The 14,171-nt window shown below is 70.2% G+C and carries 16 protein-coding genes; 10 read left to right on the plus strand and 6 right to left on the minus strand.

What is annotated here, in order from left to right; all coding sequences use genetic code 11:
- Positions 1 to 25: 25 nt before the first annotated feature.
- From ACN28A_RS17165 to ACN28A_RS17180, 4 genes are all read left to right on the plus strand, one after another.
- A complete protein-coding gene (locus ACN28A_RS17165; RefSeq protein ID WP_421396420.1) occupies positions 26 to 1,024 on the plus strand; it encodes a helix-turn-helix domain-containing protein in 999 nt (332 codons plus the stop codon).
- Between the two features lie 193 nt (positions 1,025 to 1,217).
- Positions 1,218 to 2,315, plus strand: coding sequence for a helix-turn-helix domain-containing protein (locus ACN28A_RS17170; RefSeq protein ID WP_421396422.1), 1,098 nt, complete (start codon positions 1,218 to 1,220; stop codon positions 2,313 to 2,315).
- 317 nt (positions 2,316 to 2,632) lie between these two features.
- Positions 2,633 to 2,929, plus strand: a complete 297-nt coding sequence (locus ACN28A_RS17175; protein WP_421396423.1) for a hypothetical protein — start codon at positions 2,633 to 2,635, stop codon at positions 2,927 to 2,929.
- Positions 2,919 to 3,221 carry a hypothetical protein gene (locus ACN28A_RS17180; RefSeq protein ID WP_421396424.1) on the plus strand — a complete coding sequence of 101 codons (303 nt, stop codon included), beginning with the start codon at positions 2,919 to 2,921 and terminating at the stop codon, positions 3,219 to 3,221. Before ACN28A_RS17175 ends, ACN28A_RS17180 begins: the two co-directional genes overlap by 11 nt.
- 131 nt (positions 3,222 to 3,352) lie before the next feature.
- On the opposite strand, the gene ACN28A_RS17185 is transcribed toward ACN28A_RS17180, so the two are convergent.
- Complete coding sequence (locus tag ACN28A_RS17185; protein ID WP_421396426.1) at positions 3,353 to 3,793, minus strand: hypothetical protein; 441 nt, start codon at positions 3,791 to 3,793, stop codon at positions 3,353 to 3,355.
- A 193-nt stretch (positions 3,794 to 3,986) separates the two neighbouring features.
- Between ACN28A_RS17185 and ACN28A_RS17190 the strand changes: the two genes are divergently transcribed.
- Together ACN28A_RS17190 and ACN28A_RS17195 are read left to right on the plus strand one after the other, a co-directional pair.
- Entirely contained in the window at positions 3,987 to 4,487 is a 501-nt protein-coding gene (locus tag ACN28A_RS17190; RefSeq protein WP_421396427.1) for a hypothetical protein, read from the plus strand.
- Between the two features lie 51 nt (positions 4,488 to 4,538).
- Positions 4,539 to 5,033, plus strand: a complete 495-nt coding sequence (locus ACN28A_RS17195; RefSeq protein ID WP_421396429.1) for a nuclear transport factor 2 family protein — start codon at positions 4,539 to 4,541, stop codon at positions 5,031 to 5,033.
- On the opposite strand, the gene ACN28A_RS17200 is transcribed toward ACN28A_RS17195, so the two are convergent.
- Positions 5,008 to 5,841: an alpha/beta hydrolase gene (locus ACN28A_RS17200; RefSeq protein WP_421396430.1), complete on the minus strand. Its 834-nt coding sequence runs from the start codon at positions 5,839 to 5,841 to the stop codon at positions 5,008 to 5,010. The genes ACN28A_RS17195 and ACN28A_RS17200 overlap by 26 nt on opposite strands.
- A gap of 101 nt (positions 5,842 to 5,942) precedes the next feature.
- On the opposite strand from ACN28A_RS17200, the gene ACN28A_RS17205 reads away from it, so the two are divergent.
- The 3 genes from ACN28A_RS17205 to ACN28A_RS17215 all read left to right on the plus strand — a co-directional run bounded on the left by ACN28A_RS17205 (position 5,943) and on the right by ACN28A_RS17215 (position 9,484).
- A complete protein-coding gene (locus tag ACN28A_RS17205) occupies positions 5,943 to 7,190 on the plus strand; it encodes an FAD-dependent oxidoreductase (RefSeq protein ID WP_421396431.1) in 1,248 nt (415 codons plus the stop codon).
- Positions 7,191 to 7,198: 8 nt separating this feature from the next.
- Entirely contained in the window at positions 7,199 to 7,687 is a 489-nt protein-coding gene (locus ACN28A_RS17210) for a MarR family transcriptional regulator (protein WP_421396432.1), read from the plus strand.
- Positions 7,688 to 8,149: 462 nt separating this feature from the next.
- Entirely contained in the window at positions 8,150 to 9,484 is a 1,335-nt protein-coding gene (locus ACN28A_RS17215; RefSeq protein ID WP_421396433.1) for an FAD-dependent oxidoreductase, read from the plus strand.
- A 66-nt stretch (positions 9,485 to 9,550) separates the two neighbouring features.
- Here the strand turns inward: ACN28A_RS17215 and ACN28A_RS17220 are convergent, their stop codons facing one another.
- From ACN28A_RS17220 to ACN28A_RS17235, 4 genes are read right to left on the minus strand one after another with little or no spacing between them, the layout of a single operon-like run.
- Positions 9,551 to 10,111: a GTP-binding protein gene (locus ACN28A_RS17220; protein ID WP_421396435.1), complete on the minus strand. Its 561-nt coding sequence runs from the start codon at positions 10,109 to 10,111 to the stop codon at positions 9,551 to 9,553.
- A gap of 38 nt (positions 10,112 to 10,149) precedes the next feature.
- Entirely contained in the window at positions 10,150 to 10,506 is a 357-nt protein-coding gene (locus ACN28A_RS17225) for a DUF742 domain-containing protein (protein ID WP_421396436.1), read from the minus strand.
- Complete coding sequence (locus tag ACN28A_RS17230) at positions 10,499 to 10,933, minus strand: roadblock/LC7 domain-containing protein (RefSeq protein WP_421396437.1); 435 nt, start codon at positions 10,931 to 10,933, stop codon at positions 10,499 to 10,501. The genes ACN28A_RS17225 and ACN28A_RS17230 overlap by 8 nt, the downstream gene beginning before the upstream one ends.
- The gene (locus ACN28A_RS17235; protein WP_421396438.1) at positions 10,930 to 13,284 is read right to left on the minus strand and encodes a nitrate- and nitrite sensing domain-containing protein; all 2,355 of its coding nucleotides are present in this window, start codon (positions 13,282 to 13,284) and stop codon (positions 10,930 to 10,932) included. Before ACN28A_RS17235 ends, ACN28A_RS17230 begins: the two co-directional genes overlap by 4 nt.
- 398 nt (positions 13,285 to 13,682) lie before the next feature.
- On the opposite strand from ACN28A_RS17235, the gene ACN28A_RS17240 reads away from it, so the two are divergent.
- Positions 13,683 to 14,153, plus strand: coding sequence for a hypothetical protein (locus tag ACN28A_RS17240; protein ID WP_421396439.1), 471 nt, complete (start codon positions 13,683 to 13,685; stop codon positions 14,151 to 14,153).
- Positions 14,154 to 14,171: the final 18 nt, after the last annotated feature.

Here is a 14,171-nt window from a genome sequence, read left to right on the forward strand (position 1 = left end):
CCCAGCCGTTACCTGGGAGTACGCCATGCCGCACACGCCGATCGTTGACCCGCGATTCCCGGCGCGCCTGCGCGAACTACGTGCCGCTCGCGACCTGTCTCTGCGAGACCTCGCCCGCCGCGTCTACTACAGCAAGAGCCAGTTGCACGACCTTGAGACGGCCAGGGCCAAGCCAACTTTCGAAGCCGCCCGACGGTTGGACGATGCGCTTCAAGCGGGAGGGACGCTCGCCGCGCTCGTGGTCGAAGCACCGGCCGTGACCACTCCGGACGACGACCAACGGCTCGCGTACGTGGCCGCACGCCCGTCACGTTTGGACGCCGCCACCGTGCGGACGCTCTCGGACACGTTGGCCGCGCAACGCCGTCTTGACGACGCGTTGCCCGCCCCGGTGATGCTGCCGTGGTCGGTGCCGCAGTGGCGTATCGTGCAGAGCCTCGCCGCGCAGGCCCGTGGCCCGCACACGGCGGAGTTGTACGAGGTCGTCGCCGAGTGGACCCAGTTCATCGGCTGGCTGTACGCCGAGGGGCGCCGTGACGCGGAGGCAACACGGGTACTGATCGAGGCTGCGGACGAGGCCGACGCGGTCGACAGCGGACCGCTCGCGGCGCAGGTCGAGAACTTCCGTGGCTACGTCGAGCGCCAGCGCGGCAACCCGCGCGGAATCGTCCGGCACTTCCTCTCGGCGTACCACACCCCGGGGGCTTACGCCCTTCAGCGCGTCGGGGACGCGGTGCAGGCCGCACACGGATACGCGCTGCTCGGTAACCGCTCTGCCGCGCTGCAACTGCTCGGCGAGGCCAGCGACCTGACGACGGCGGCCGAATCGGAGACGGCGCCGGCCCTCGCGTACTGGCTGACGCCGACGTTCTCCCGGATGGGCCTCGGGCTGGCGTATCTGGCTCTCGGCGACGGCGTCTCGGCGGCGGACAACCTGCGCGCTGGGCTGGACGGGTTACCGGACGATCAGCGGGATGCCGAGTGGACCCTGGAGTACCGGGAGGCGCTTTCCGTAGCCGGCTGAATGGGCTCTCCGGATCACCAAAGCTCTGTCGAAAGGACGACGACGAACTCGTGAAGACTGGATTTCACTGTGCTTATCGGGGGTTTCTCAAGCGAGGGTAGTCGCACCCAGCAACTGCCCGGTGTACCGTCCGAAGTGGCGGTCCGGGGTAGGGCCTGGGCCGCCACCACCCGGCCCTACCTGGGAGGTCCCGATGCCGCGACCCGTCGCCGTGGACCCGCGATTCGGTGCCGAACTGCGCCGCCTCCGCCAGGAAGCCGGCCTCAGCATTCGCGAGCTGGCCGGCCCGGCGCTGACCTCCCGCAGCCAGATCCACGACTTGGAAACCGGACGTCGCCGGCCCACCGTCGAAACCGCTGCAACACTCGACCAGGCGCTCGATGCGGGTGGTCGGCTCACCGCGATGGTCTGGCCCGCCGGCTCACCGCCAGCGGACAGCGACCGGCTCGACTACGTGATGGTGCATCCCCGCAGGCTCGACGCCGCCACCCTGGACGCGCTGACCAACCTACTCGCCGCGCAGCGCCGCCTGGAGGATTCCATCGGCGCCGCCGCCGTACTCAATCCGGTCCGAACCCAGCTCGATCTTGTGACGTCGTTGGTGAGCGACGCGGGTGGTCGGCTAAGACCTCGGCTGGTCGACCTTGCGTCGCAGTGGGCTCAGTTCGTCGGTTGGCTGCTCGCCGCAACCGGCCGCCGAGGTGACGCCGGTCGGCATTACGACCGGGCGCTGGAGTGGGCTACCGAAGTCGACCGCCGGGACATGGTCGGCACCGCGATGTCGATGCGTGGGCACTTGGCGTGGATGGCCCGTCGGCCCGGACCGGTCGTCGGCCTCTCCTGCGCGGCTCGTCATCACGCGACGAGTCCAGGTGTGCAGGCGCTCGCCGCCCAGCAGGAGGCGCGTGGGCACGCGCTGGCAGGCGACGGAAATGCTGTGGAGCGACTACTGGACCTGGCCGTCGAGCTGGGCGCCGCCGATGACCCGACCCGCCCCGATTGGATCTACTTCCACAGCGACCGATACCTGATGATGCAACGCGGCCTCGCGTACCGGCTGCTGGGCCGATACGCGGATGCCGTCGAGCACCTCGCGGCCGGCCTGGGCGACCGGCCGTATGGCGGTTGGCCGGAGTGGGCTGGCCCGTACCTGGTGCACTTCGCGGTGTCGCTGCGAGAGGTCGGAGAGCACGAGGGGGCGACGGAGGCGATGGTCGAAGCGGCGGAGTTGGCCGCCGCGACGCGCTCCGCCAGGGTGGGAGCCGCTGTCCGCAGCTTGTCCGCAGGCTGACGCGCGGACGCGGACACCCTAGAGCTGGCCAGGCAGGCGCCCGCACCCTGATTGCAGGAGCGCCGTCCGGGTCATGTGGCTCCGTGGGCCTGGCTGGCGTTCCTGGTCGGTCCGGGATGCCGTCCCCCGACGTCCCGGACCGGCCTCGATGATCCGCTCACTGAGCGGCGCTCCGTGACCTGTGCTCCGGGGCGTCGTGGCGCTCTTGGAGGTGCTTACGTGTTGAGGGCCGTACGACGCTTGTTTCGGCGTAGCCGTCGGGTTCGGGATTACCGCTGGGACGGCCGGCGCTGGCTGCGGGTGGCGGGACCACGCTGGTGACCCGGCCGCCGCACATCCCGCCGCCGTCGATCCCGGACCTGCCGGTCGACACCCGGGTACGGCTGGAGCCCGGCGAGTGGTCACACCATCACCGGGGCGCTGACGTCGACGGGTACGTCGACATCAGGATCGTCCGGATCGACAAGGGCATCACCCGCTCTGACGGCGGCCACCTCTGGGTCTGGATACGCGGCCACGACCCGCTGTGCTGCCACTGGGAGTCGGTGCCGCCGCACAGCCCGTGTATCGAGCTGATGGCCCGGGTGGACGTGCTGGCGAGGCATGCCGGGTAGTCCCCGCCCCGGGGACCTGTTGCGGATCGACGGCCGGGCGTCGGTGCAGTTCGCCGGCAGCCGGGCGCTGGTGCTCAGGGTCCTGTCGGTGGACCCGAGGCCGACGTACCACGGTTGGGTCTGGCTTTCGGGTTATGTGCTCAACCGGCGGGGTGAGGCGGTCGACAAGCGCGAGGTGTTCGTCCAGCTCGCCGGGCTGCGGCGGCTGGTCCCACGTGGCCCAGCGGCACCGCCACGGCGCCGGCCCGCCATGTCGACGAGCGAGGGCGCCGATGTCTCGAAGTCGAGGTAGGGCAGCCGGCCATCGGACCGACCTATCGGTTGTACGCGGCGCTGTATGTCCCTACCAGACTGTCGATCGCGCCGACCGACGTTTCCGCCGAGCGGCTCGTGCTCGTTCCGGACACGTCGATCGGCGCTCACTCAGGCCGGGCTGAACTGGATGAGGACCGACGCGGTCGGCAGCTCGTCCGGGGCGGGTGGCGTCTCGGTGCGCCAGGCCAGCCGTACGCTCCATCGGCGGCCCGGTGGAAGGCGGTAGGCGTCGGCGATGCCGCCGGCCGTGCCGCTGGAGAACCCGAGGATGCCCGACTCGAACGCCACCTCGAGGATGTCGCTGCGGTCCCAGCCGGTCGGATCGAAGTCGGCGGGCCCGTCCCAGGTCTCCAGCCGGACGTCGCTGCCCAGCACCACGGCGTCGTCGATGTTCTCGACCAGCACGTAGCCCGGCGTAAAGCTGAGCCAGTGACCGAGTTCGTGTGGCGGGGGTGGCACGTTGCGCTGGTCGTTGCTGTCGTCGATCATGGCAAACAGTCGATAGTCGACACTGACGTACAGCTCGGTGTGCTCGATCAGCGCGGCCATGCCGACCCTCCCCCGCTCGGTCGCTCACGAGGGTAGCCAGCTCCCGCCGACCGTGAGTGTCCGCTTCCTTTCCCACAGCCGATCGCCGCTGACGAGCCTACGGATATCGGGACCGCCTGCCTCCCTCTGCTGGGGGAGCCGAACCCGGCTACGGCGGGAGGCGTTGTCGTGCGGACCTCGCGATGGTACTGGTATGTCCGTTCTCCGGAGTTCGCGCTGGGCGCACGGCGCCTCGGCGTGGTTGATCTTCTTCGTGCTGTCCCACGCCGTCCTGGTGGTCTTTCCCGGTGACGATCCGACCGGTGACGGCCCCTGGGGCAGGACGGCCTACGTCGTCTTCAACGTCGTGCTCATCGCCATGTCGGCCGTCGGGGCAGCCGTTGTCGTGGCTACAGTCCGCCCACGGACTCGGAATCTCCCTCGGTCGGTGCTTCTGACACCACTGTGGATCGGCAGCGTGCTGCTGGTGCTCAGGGGAGTCCCGGGCATGGCCGAAAACCTGTTGATGGTCACGGGTATCCGTCGCGGCGGCTTCGTGGAGACCCAGGCCATCTCGGTGAGCGAGTTCTGGGCGGGCATCGGGATCAACACCTACTTCTTCACCGGTGCGGTGTTGCTGGTTGCGACTACCGTTTCCTACGCTCGCCGATCCCGGGACGGCTGCCAGGAAAGCTCAGGGTCTCCGTCCCGGTGAGTCGACCTCGTCCGCCGCCACCCGACAACCACAACGAACATGGGAGCGACCGTGGATCAGTCGTACGATGCTGTCGCCGCATGGCGGGCCGCCGGCGAGGCCCGGGACGCCGCCGGTGCGGTCGCCGCCCTCAGCCCTGACGTCACGCTCGTCTCGCCGATCACCGAGCGGTTCACCTTCCGGGGTCACCGGCAGGTACGCACCCTGCTCGAGGTGGCCCTGGCCGCGATCGACGACCTCACCTACACCGACCAGATCGCCGAGGGCCGTACCGTGGCGCTCTTCTACGAGGCGCGGCTCGGCACGACGCGGCTCTACGAGGCCCAGCGGCTGCGCCTGGACGCCGACGGCCTGATCGGCGAGATCACCCTCTACGTCCGGCCCCTGCCGGCGCTCACCCTGCTGATGACCCGCCTCGGGCCCGAGCTGGCCCGACGCAACGGGCAGCCCGGCCTGGCCCGGATGATCCCGCTCGCCAGCGGCGCGATGCACTCGATGGCCGCCACCGGGGAACAGAAGATCATGCCGAGGGTGGCGCCCCGGTAGCAGCTGTGCGCCGATCGACGAGGAACCGGGCCGTGGCGTCGATGACTTCGTCGAAGTGCCTGCCTTCGCCGGGGTAGTGGAACCCGTGCCCGGCATGCTCGTACTCGAGCAGTGTGCAGTCGTTACCGGCCCGCACCATCGCGTCCCGGAACCGCCGCACGTGGTCGATCGGCTCCACCCCGTCGTCGGTGCCGTGTTGGATCAGCACCGGCGGGTTGCCCGGCCGCACGAACTCGATGAGCGAGTAGTCGCCCGCCCCTCCCACGGCGAGGCCGGCCGCCTGTTCGACGGAGCGCCGGAGTTCCGGCGGGAGGGCGAGCAGATCCAGACCGGCCGGGTTGAGAGCCACGACGGCGGTGACGCCAGGCTCGGGAATCGTCGCGGGGCCACCGGAGGAGATCATCGCGGCGACCAGAGCGAGATGGGCACCGGCCGAGCTGCCGCCCGAGGCCAGACAGGACGCCGCGAGCCCACGTGACGCGGCCAGCCTCCCGAAGTGCCCGACCGCCCGCCGGACGTCGGCGACGCAGTCGTCGATGCGCACGGCACCCTGACCGAGCAGCCGGTATCCGGCGGACACGGCGAAGATCCCGCGCGACGCCAGTTGCCGGCAGTGCGGGGCCAGCCCGTCGGCCGAACCCGTGCGCAGGGCACCGCCGTGGAACAGGATGATCCCGGCCGTGCACCGGGTGCCCTCGGCCGGCTCGAAGAGCAGCAGGGGCAGTTCACTGCCGTCGGCCGCCTCGTAGGCCGTCGAAGACTCACGACAGGCGGCCGTGGAGGTCGTCCGTTCGCCACGACCACTCATCCGTCCATGGTCCGCGATCATCGCCGGGCACACTAGACAAGGGAGCGACCGGAACCCGCTGGCGGCCTTGCCGAAATCATCTTTGTCATTAAGATAACCGCATGGGAATATCGACTGGCTTCTCGGTGGCGATCGCCGGCGCCGGCCTCTCCGGCCTCTGCCTGGCCCAGTACCTGATGCGTGCCGGCATCGACGTGCACGTCTACGAGCGCGACCCCGGCCCCTTCGTCCGGCAGCAGGGCTACCGGATCATCCTCGACCGGTACGGGCTCAGGGCGCTGCGCGAGAGCCTGCCCCGCCCGCTGTACCGCCTGGCCCTGACCACCGGCGACGAGCCCGGCGGGCAGTTGCGCTTCACCGACAGCCGACTGCGGGACGCGTTCACCATCAACTTCAAGAGCGAGTCGCAGGCGACCCGCCAGGTCGACCGGCTGACCCTGCGGTCGATCCTGATGTCCGGGCTGGACGGGCGCATCCACTACGGCAAACTCGCCGTCGGGGTGGACAGTGGCGGCCCGGCCGGGCTGCGGCTGCGGTTCTCCGACGGCGGGGCCGTCGCGGCGTCCGTCGTCGTGGGCGCGGACGGCGTCGGCTCGGCACTGCGCGCGCAGCTCATGCCGGACGCGGAGCCGACGAACACCCCGATGGCCGGCATCTACGGCCGGTCGCCCCTGCGGCCGGGCGGCGAGAGCGTCATCCCGGACACGCTGCGTACCAGCGGGGTGCTGGCCATCGCCGACCGGCCGGGCCGCGCCTTCTTCTTCACCTCCATGCGGTTCGGCGAGAGCCCGCGGGAGGCGTTCGCGCGGCTGGCCCCGGGCAGCTATGCGCCCACCGGCGACGACTACGTGATGTGGGGACTGCTGCTCCGGCAGGAGGAGGTGCCCGTCGGCGTCCGGGGGAACCTGCTGGCGCTGCGGGAGCTGGCGGCCAGGATGAGCACGGAATTCCATCCACTGGTCCGGCGGCTGGTCGACACGGCCGAGCTGGACGCCACGGTACTCAACCTCTTCGCCACCGGCCGCCGCCCGCGCCGGTGGGCGGTGCCCCGGGCGACGATGATGGGCGACGCCGTGCACGTCATGCCGCCGTTCGGCGCGCACGGCGGCAACACCGCACTCCGGGACGCCGCCCTGCTCGGCCACCGGCTCGTCAGGGCGCGGGCGAGCGGCACCTCGGCCGAGGAGGCGATCGCCGGCTACCAGGACGAGATGGTGCCGTACGCCTTCCGCGCCGTCGACACCGCCGCCGGGCTGATGCGCCGGCTCACCGGGGGAGCGGCCGCACCGCACTGGATACTGACCCGCGTGTTACCTCGGCTGCACCGGGTCACCGTGCCGGAGGCATGATTGCGGTCATGTCCCACGAGCCGGCCCGGGCGTCCGCGATCGCCGACCTCATGCGCGCCGGGCGGGAGATGTCGCGGTTGTCCATGGTGTTCCGGTACGCCATCGCGGAGCGGCTCGGCCTCACCGTGAGCGACCTGGAGTGCCTGGACTACCTGGCGGACGCCGGATCCGCCACCGCGGGGCAGGTCGCCGAACGGACGAACCTGACCACCGGGGCCGTGACCAGCATGCTCCGCCGGCTCCAGCAGGCGGGCTACGTGACGGCCGAACGCGATCCGTCCGACCGGCGGCGGGTGATCGTCACCCTGCGGCCGGAGCGGGTCGCCGAGTTGGAGCGGCCGTACGAGCGGTTCGCCGAGCGGGCGGAACGGCTCGTCGACGGCTACAGCGTCCAGGAGGTCATGCTGCTGGTCCGGCACTACGACCGAATGCGGGCGATGTACCTCGCCGAACTGGACCGGCTCCGCGGCGGCGACACCGCGCAGCGGCCTGCCTGAGTGGCCGTCGCCCGAACCGAACTACGCAGCATGCGAACCGCAGGGAGGCGGCGGGCGGTGGCGCCGGGGCCCGCGGGGCCGGTAGCGGTCCGGGTGGACGCAAGCCGTGGTCGCCGCCGGCGACGGCTGACGACCCACTCGTTCGCGGATTCGAGGTCGCATTATCGACAGGTGTCGGTGTGCTCGGAAATGTGGGACAGTCAGGCGTCCCCGGATACGCGGGACCGGCGTCGTAGTCCGGAGTAGGAATCATCCGGGCTTTGGTCACTATCTGCAATCACCGTCGGCTCGGCCAAGCCACCGGGCATGTGGTAAGTCGCGACGGCAATCGGCCACCGGCTGACGTAAGCGGGTCTGTACGGGCGCGATGGCGGCCCGACCTGCCGAGCTCTATCATCGCGGTGGTCAATTCCGCCGCTTCGATCTTTCAAGCTGACCTATCGTCTGCCATGATTTTCGGTCATGGACTCCAGGAAGCATGCCGTCGTCATCGGCGCAAGCATGGCCGGGCTGCTGGCCGCACGAGCGCTGCATGAAACGTATGGACAGGTGACTATCCTTGAGCGTGATCGCCTGCCGGCTGACCCGACGCCCCGGCGGGGCGTACCGCAGGGGCGACAACTGCACGTGCTGCTGACCCGGGGTGCCGAGATCCTGGACGAACTCTTCCCCGGGATCGAGGACGACCTGATCGCCGCCGGAGCTCTCCGGCTCGATCCCCAGCAGGACACCACCTATGTGCTCGACGGAAAGGCCATCGCGGCGGCGCCCTCCGGCCTGACGGTGCTGGGGGTGAGCCGACCCACGGTGGAGGACCACGTCCGCCGACGAGTCCGCGAACTCGCCGGGATCACGGTTCGGTCCGGCGTCCAGGTCACCGGGCTGCTCACCGGAGCGGACGGTGCATCGGCGGTCGGGGTGCGAACCTCCGACGGTGCCGACCCGGACCTGGCGGCCGATCTCGTCGTGGATGCGACGGGCCGCAACTCGCAAGCCTCGGCCTGGCTGCGTGGATGTGGCTTCCCGGCGCCGGACAGCGATCGGGTCGAGGTCGATGTCACGTACGTGACCCGAACCTATCGCTCGGTGCCGGGCCAGCTCGAAGGCCGGCAAGGCATGCTGATCGTGCCCATGCCAGGCAACCCTCGCGGTGGTGCCGCGATGCGCGTGGAGGGCGACCGGTGGATGGTCGCCCTGTTCGGTCTGGCGGGTAACGCCCCACCGGTCGACGAGCGGGCGTGGCTGGCGTTCGCGGACGCGCTGCCGGTTCCTGACCTGGCCCGGCTGCTCCGCGAGGCCGAGCCACTCGACGACCCGGTGCCGATGCCGTACCGGGCCAGCGTGCGGCATCGCTTCGAGCGGTGCTCCAGGCACCTCGACGGGTTCGTCGTCGTCGGTGACGCGCTGTGCTCCTTCAACCCGACGTACGGCCAGGGCATGAGCGTGGCGGCGATGGAGGCATTGATCCTGCGCGATCTGACAAGGGCGGGGACGGCGGCGTTGCCGGCGCGCTTCTACAAGGCCGCGAAGTCGGTCGTCGACGAGGCATGGACGCTCTCGGTCGGCGGCGACATGAGGTTCCCCGACATCCCGGGCCGCCGGACCGTCGCCGACCGGATCCTGAACGGATATCTGGACCGGTACCGACGTGCGGCGACGGTGCACGCCGGGTTGGCGACGACGTTCCTCCGGGTCGCCCAGATGAAGGCGCCGGCCACGGTGATGCTCTCTCCGAAGAACGTCGTCCGGGTGATCAGTGGTTCCCGCCGGGCCGGACGCTCGCCGGCCGTGCGGTGACCCACCGGCAACGGCGACGCACAGCCGGACCGCCGACCTGACGGGCGGGACGGGCCACAAGACTCCTTACGTGCTGGCGGTCAGGGCCGACATGGCGTGCCGGACGAGGTGGATGAGAGCCTGCTTGGTGGTGGCGCGGTCGCGCGCGTCGCACCACACCAGCGGGACCGCGTCGTTGAGTTTCAACGCCGCGCGGATCTCCGCTTCGGTGTAGAGGCATTCGCCGTAGAACCGGTTGACGGCGACGACGAAGGGGGTCTCCCGGCGCTCGAAGTAGTCGATCGCGGCGAAGCTGGTGCCGAGCCGTCTGGTGTCCACCAGCACGATCGCGCCGATCGCCCCTTGCGTGAGCTCGTCCCACATGAACCAGAACCGGTCCTGCCCGGGCGTGCCGAACAGGTAGAGGACGACGTCGGGTGTGATGGTGATGCGCCCGAAGTCGAGAGCGACGGTCGTGTGGTTCTTCTGGTCCACGCCGGTGACGTCGTCGACGGCGGCGCCCGCCTGGGTCAGCACCTCCTCCGTCGTCAACGGCGGGATCTCGCTGACCCCGCCGACGAAGGTTGTCTTGCCGGCGCCGAATCCGCCGGCGACGACCAGCTTTACCGAGCGACGATTCACGCTCACGAGTGACAGTCCACGTTCAGTAGCCCCTCTTGATGTACTCAGAGTGCCTGCAGACCGGCGAGTACCGTTTCCAGTAGCCGGTAGTCGGTGATGCGGCGTTGCGCTGGTGTGCCGATTCTGAGGGCTCCTTGCTCCAGCAGTACATCCACCATCAGTTTTGTGATGTTCAGCGGCCGGTGTAGGTAGGCACTGATTTCGGCGATGGATTTCCAGGTCTGGCAACGAAGAACAATTTCCTGGTACTCCGGTTCCAGCCGCGAGGTGTCGGTCTTCACGGCGATCACCTGTGTCGCGAGATCCAGATTGCTGTTACGCGGGCTGGTCCGCCCACCGACAAGGACGTAGAGCGGGACGAGCGCGTCGTCCGGCTCGCTCACTCCCGGCGGCTCAGTCATGGCCGGTGCCTGTGCCGCCGACCGCTCTCGACGGCGCGGTCCGCATGTCGGTGCCGAGATTCTCGCCCATGCTTGCCACCAGCCTGCTCATCTCGAAGGCCACCGTCCCCATATCGACAATCTGTTCACAGACGACGGCGAGCCGGGCGTTGGGTCCGGCGTCCGCGACGAAGAGCGTGTGCTCGTCGTACTCGATGACGGCCTGCCGTACCGGCCCGCTGGTGAACTGCCGGCCGATGCCCGCGGCGACGCTGTGCAGCGACGAGGCGCCGGCGGCGAGGAGGTCGGCCTGATCCTGTGCCAGCGACAGCGACGGCTGCATGGGCAACCCGTCGGCCGAGAGGACCAGGGCGTGCACGACACCGGGAACCCGGAGCAGGTTCTGCAACATCCAGGCCAGATCGGGGCGTTCGGTGGACTCGATCATGCTTCCCTGCCTCCGTTGTCGGCGGACTCGTCGTCTTCTGCCGGCGTCGGCCCGGCCGGTGGTGTCTTGCCGGCGGCCCACCCTCGCTGGTAGCGCGTGAACCGGTCCCGAGCCTCCTCAGGTGACCGGCCGGCACCCGACGTACCCGATGGGCCGCCGGTGTCCGGCGTGGCACGCAGCTCGGGCGCGATGTGCGTCTGCGGCTCCCTGGTGGGAAGCGGCGGCCGGCTGGGTGAGCCGGCGCTGCCGTGCGCCGCCGGGGGCTGCTGCTGGTGCGGCGCCACGGATCTGTGGTTCGGAGGTGTCGGGTCTCCGGATCCGTTGACGAGAGCGGATCGCCGCGCCTGAGGGTCCCGGCCGGCGGGTTCTGGCCGGGGTCGCGACGCCACCGCCGTGGCGGTCCGGGTTGGCGCGGGTGCCGGCTCGCGTCGTCGTGCGGAGTCCGGCGGCGGCGTCGCCCGCGTGCCGGGCCGTTCGGCGGCGGCGTCCGCAGCTGCGGCCGCGGCGGCGTCGCGGGCGATGACGCGCTCGGGTATGAGCACGATCGCCAGCGTCCCTCCGTACGCGGAGGGGCGCAGCGTCACCCGGATGCCGCTGCGTTTGGCCAGCTCCGCGACCACGTTCAGCCCGATCTGCTTTCCGTCGCGCAGGTCGGTCACGTCGGGCGTGGGTGCGGTCGCGAGCAGGGCGTTGGCGCGCTCCAGGTTCTCGGCGCTCATTCCCACGCCGCCGTCCTCGATCTCCACGGCGATGCCGTGTTTGACCTCGCTGCAGGTCACCCAGACCGTCGTCGTCGGTGGGCTGAACGTCAGCGCGTTGTCGAGTAGTTCGGCCAGGAGGTGGATGGTCTCGGTCACCGCGTGGCCGGCGATCGCGAGGTCGGGCGCCCCACGCAGGGTGATCCGCTGGTAGTGCTTGGATTCCGCGATGGCTGCCAGCAACGCTCGGCTCACCGACACCGGCTTGGAGAAGCGCCGGCCGACCTGGTCACCCGCCAGAATGATCAGGTTCTCGAAGAAGCGCCGTCCCTGGGTGATCTGGTGCGTGGCGTCGAACAGCAGTTTGAGTTGCTTCTCGTCGGCGCCGTTCTGCGCCTTCTCGAGGCTCTGCAGGCTGCTCTGCAGTGGCAGCTGCGGTCGACGGGCAATGCCCCTGAGCATCAGCAGACCGGCCTGCCGGGTCTTTGCCTCGTCCACCGCGGCGGCGGCGGCAGCGGCCATGGAACGGTTGATGACCCGGGCCAGATCGCCGATCTCGTCGTTGCCGTAGTCGCGGCCCTCGCCGATCGACAGCTCCGCGCGGGAGTCCACCTTCTCGTGGTGGCGCAGCCGCTCCATGACGGCCGGCAGCCGTTCGTCGACCATGGCGGCGGCGTCCATGCCCAGCCTGGCGAGCCGGACCGGGATCGCCTTCGAGCGGCGCCACGCCCACCAGATCGCGCCGCCCGCCACCGCCGCCGCGAGCGCACTCGCGAGAACCGCCGCCAGCAGTTGGTTGTTGCCCGCCCGCAGGGCCTCGGCGGAGACCTCGTCGGCCTGGACCACGGTCAGTTCGAGCAACTGGTCCGACACCTGCTGGGTCTGCGTCGCCCAGCGGGCCCTCGTCGCGGAGAGGCCACGGGGCACCCCGTCCTGCCACGCTCCGCCGGTGATGATCGCCTGCTCGTCGTCGACGAGAGTGCGCCACGAGGCGCTGGACCTGAGGCTCTCCAGCCGCTCCGCCGGGCCCGCGCGCAGATGCGCGGCGACCCGGTCGAGACCGGCGTGGTACGAGCCGACCATGTCCAGCCACGCCAGATAGTCCTGCTGGCTCAACGTCCGCCCGCCGAACGCGCCGTCCATCATCGACGCGGAGCGGGACATCTGGTCGCTGGCTCGGAACGCGTCGGTGGCCGTGATGCCGCCCTGGGTCGCCGTCACGTCGGGAACGACCCGGGCCTGCGTGTCGAAGAGGTCGGTCGCCGCGTCGAGCAACTCGTTGTAGAACCGGAATGCGCCGTTGCTGTCGACGGAGCGCGAGTCGATTCCGCTGCGCACGCCCGGCAACTGGTCCAGATACTCGGTGAGCCGCTGCCAGCGGGTGACGATGGAGTCTGGTGCGTTGCCGAGTGCGTCGGATGCCACGGCGCGTAGCGCGGCGAGGCGTCCGTCGGTCAGCTGACGCTGGTCGACGAGACGCCGCTGGTCGGCCGCACGCTGGGCCAGGTAGGAGACAGAGAGCCGCCGCTCCTGCATGATCGAGGTTAGCGCGGACACCGCCGGGATCGATACACTCCGCACCGAGTCGGCGACGGCCCGGACGTAGAAGCCCTGGAACACGAGGTAGCCGGAGGCCACGAGCCAAAGGACCACGACGACGACGGTGGGGGCCAGTACGAGGCGCAGAACGTTGCGTCTGATGGAGGTGCGCCGGCTGGCACGCCGCGCCGACGGCGGTGGAGCGGGCAGTTTCGAGTCGGACTGCCCAGTGCCGTGGTCGGCCTGTGAATGCGCCAACGTGTCATCCAATCATCCGCTATAGGACGGGCAGGGGCGAACGTTACGAGCATCGCCGATGCGGCGCAACCCTATCGATTTCCGCTACCGTCTACAATGCACGTCGCCGCGCTGGGCGTGGCCGGGCCGGCGCTCCTCGCCGTACTGCCGCCGAGGTCCTGACCAGGGTGGACCAGCCTGCGACAACCGACGTACGGCAGGCACTGCCGGGATGCGGCATCCACTGGTCCGATCGGTCGGACGGGAGTACCCAGATGGCAGGCACGAACTGGCGGGTGAGCCTGACGATCAGCCCGGTCGCGGTCCTGCCCACAGCCGCCCTGGCCGTGCTCGGCCCGGCCCTGCCCGGCATGGACTTCGCCGGTGGCGGCGGCTGGGGCTGGGTCGTCCCGCTGCTCGCCGCCTATCTGGTCAACGCCGGACTGGACTGGATCGGCACCGTCACCGGCTACTCCGGCTGGATGTCAGGGCGCACCGGGACCTGGACCAAGCTCCGCTGGCTGTCCACCGGTGTCCTGGTCAACCTGCTGATGCTCGCCGTGCTGCCATGGTTCGTCGGTCTCTTCGGCCCGGACATCTCGACCGGTGGTCCGGGCACCCTCGCCGTGGCGGCGGTGGTTCTCGGACTCTGCTTCTATCTCGGCTCGCGTTTCGAGGACGTGTCGCTCTTCTTCGAGAAGGGCGGCGACGGCGACGGCGACCGGCCGTCGAACCCGCCCGGATGAGCACCCGGAGCGCCCGGG

The sequence above is a fragment of the Plantactinospora sp. WMMB782 genome (assembly GCF_049179135.1).
Lineage (GTDB): Bacteria > Actinomycetota > Actinomycetes > Mycobacteriales > Micromonosporaceae > Plantactinospora.

Coding starts and splice junctions, on each gene's coding strand:
- ACN28A_RS17230 (WP_421396437.1), bottom strand. CDS start 10,933: ATGATCGAGTCCACCGAACGCCCCGATCTGGCCTGGATGTTGCAGAAC.
- ACN28A_RS17215 (WP_421396433.1), top strand. CDS start 8,150: ATGGACTCCAGGAAGCATGCCGTCGTCATCGGCGCAAGCATGGCCGGG.
- ACN28A_RS17190 (WP_421396427.1), top strand. CDS start 3,987: ATGTCCGTTCTCCGGAGTTCGCGCTGGGCGCACGGCGCCTCGGCGTGG.
- ACN28A_RS17170 (WP_421396422.1), top strand. CDS start 1,218: ATGCCGCGACCCGTCGCCGTGGACCCGCGATTCGGTGCCGAACTGCGC.
- ACN28A_RS17165 (WP_421396420.1), top strand. CDS start 26: ATGCCGCACACGCCGATCGTTGACCCGCGATTCCCGGCGCGCCTGCGC.
- ACN28A_RS17225 (WP_421396436.1), bottom strand. CDS start 10,506: ATGACTGAGCCGCCGGGAGTGAGCGAGCCGGACGACGCGCTCGTCCCG.
- ACN28A_RS17240 (WP_421396439.1), top strand. CDS start 13,683: ATGGCAGGCACGAACTGGCGGGTGAGCCTGACGATCAGCCCGGTCGCG.
- ACN28A_RS17185 (WP_421396426.1), bottom strand. CDS start 3,793: ATGGCCGCGCTGATCGAGCACACCGAGCTGTACGTCAGTGTCGACTAT.
- ACN28A_RS17205 (WP_421396431.1), top strand. CDS start 5,943: ATGGGAATATCGACTGGCTTCTCGGTGGCGATCGCCGGCGCCGGCCTC.
- ACN28A_RS17200 (WP_421396430.1), bottom strand. CDS start 5,841: ATGAGTGGTCGTGGCGAACGGACGACCTCCACGGCCGCCTGTCGTGAG.
- ACN28A_RS17210 (WP_421396432.1), top strand. CDS start 7,199: ATGTCCCACGAGCCGGCCCGGGCGTCCGCGATCGCCGACCTCATGCGC.
- ACN28A_RS17180 (WP_421396424.1), top strand. CDS start 2,919: ATGCCGGGTAGTCCCCGCCCCGGGGACCTGTTGCGGATCGACGGCCGG.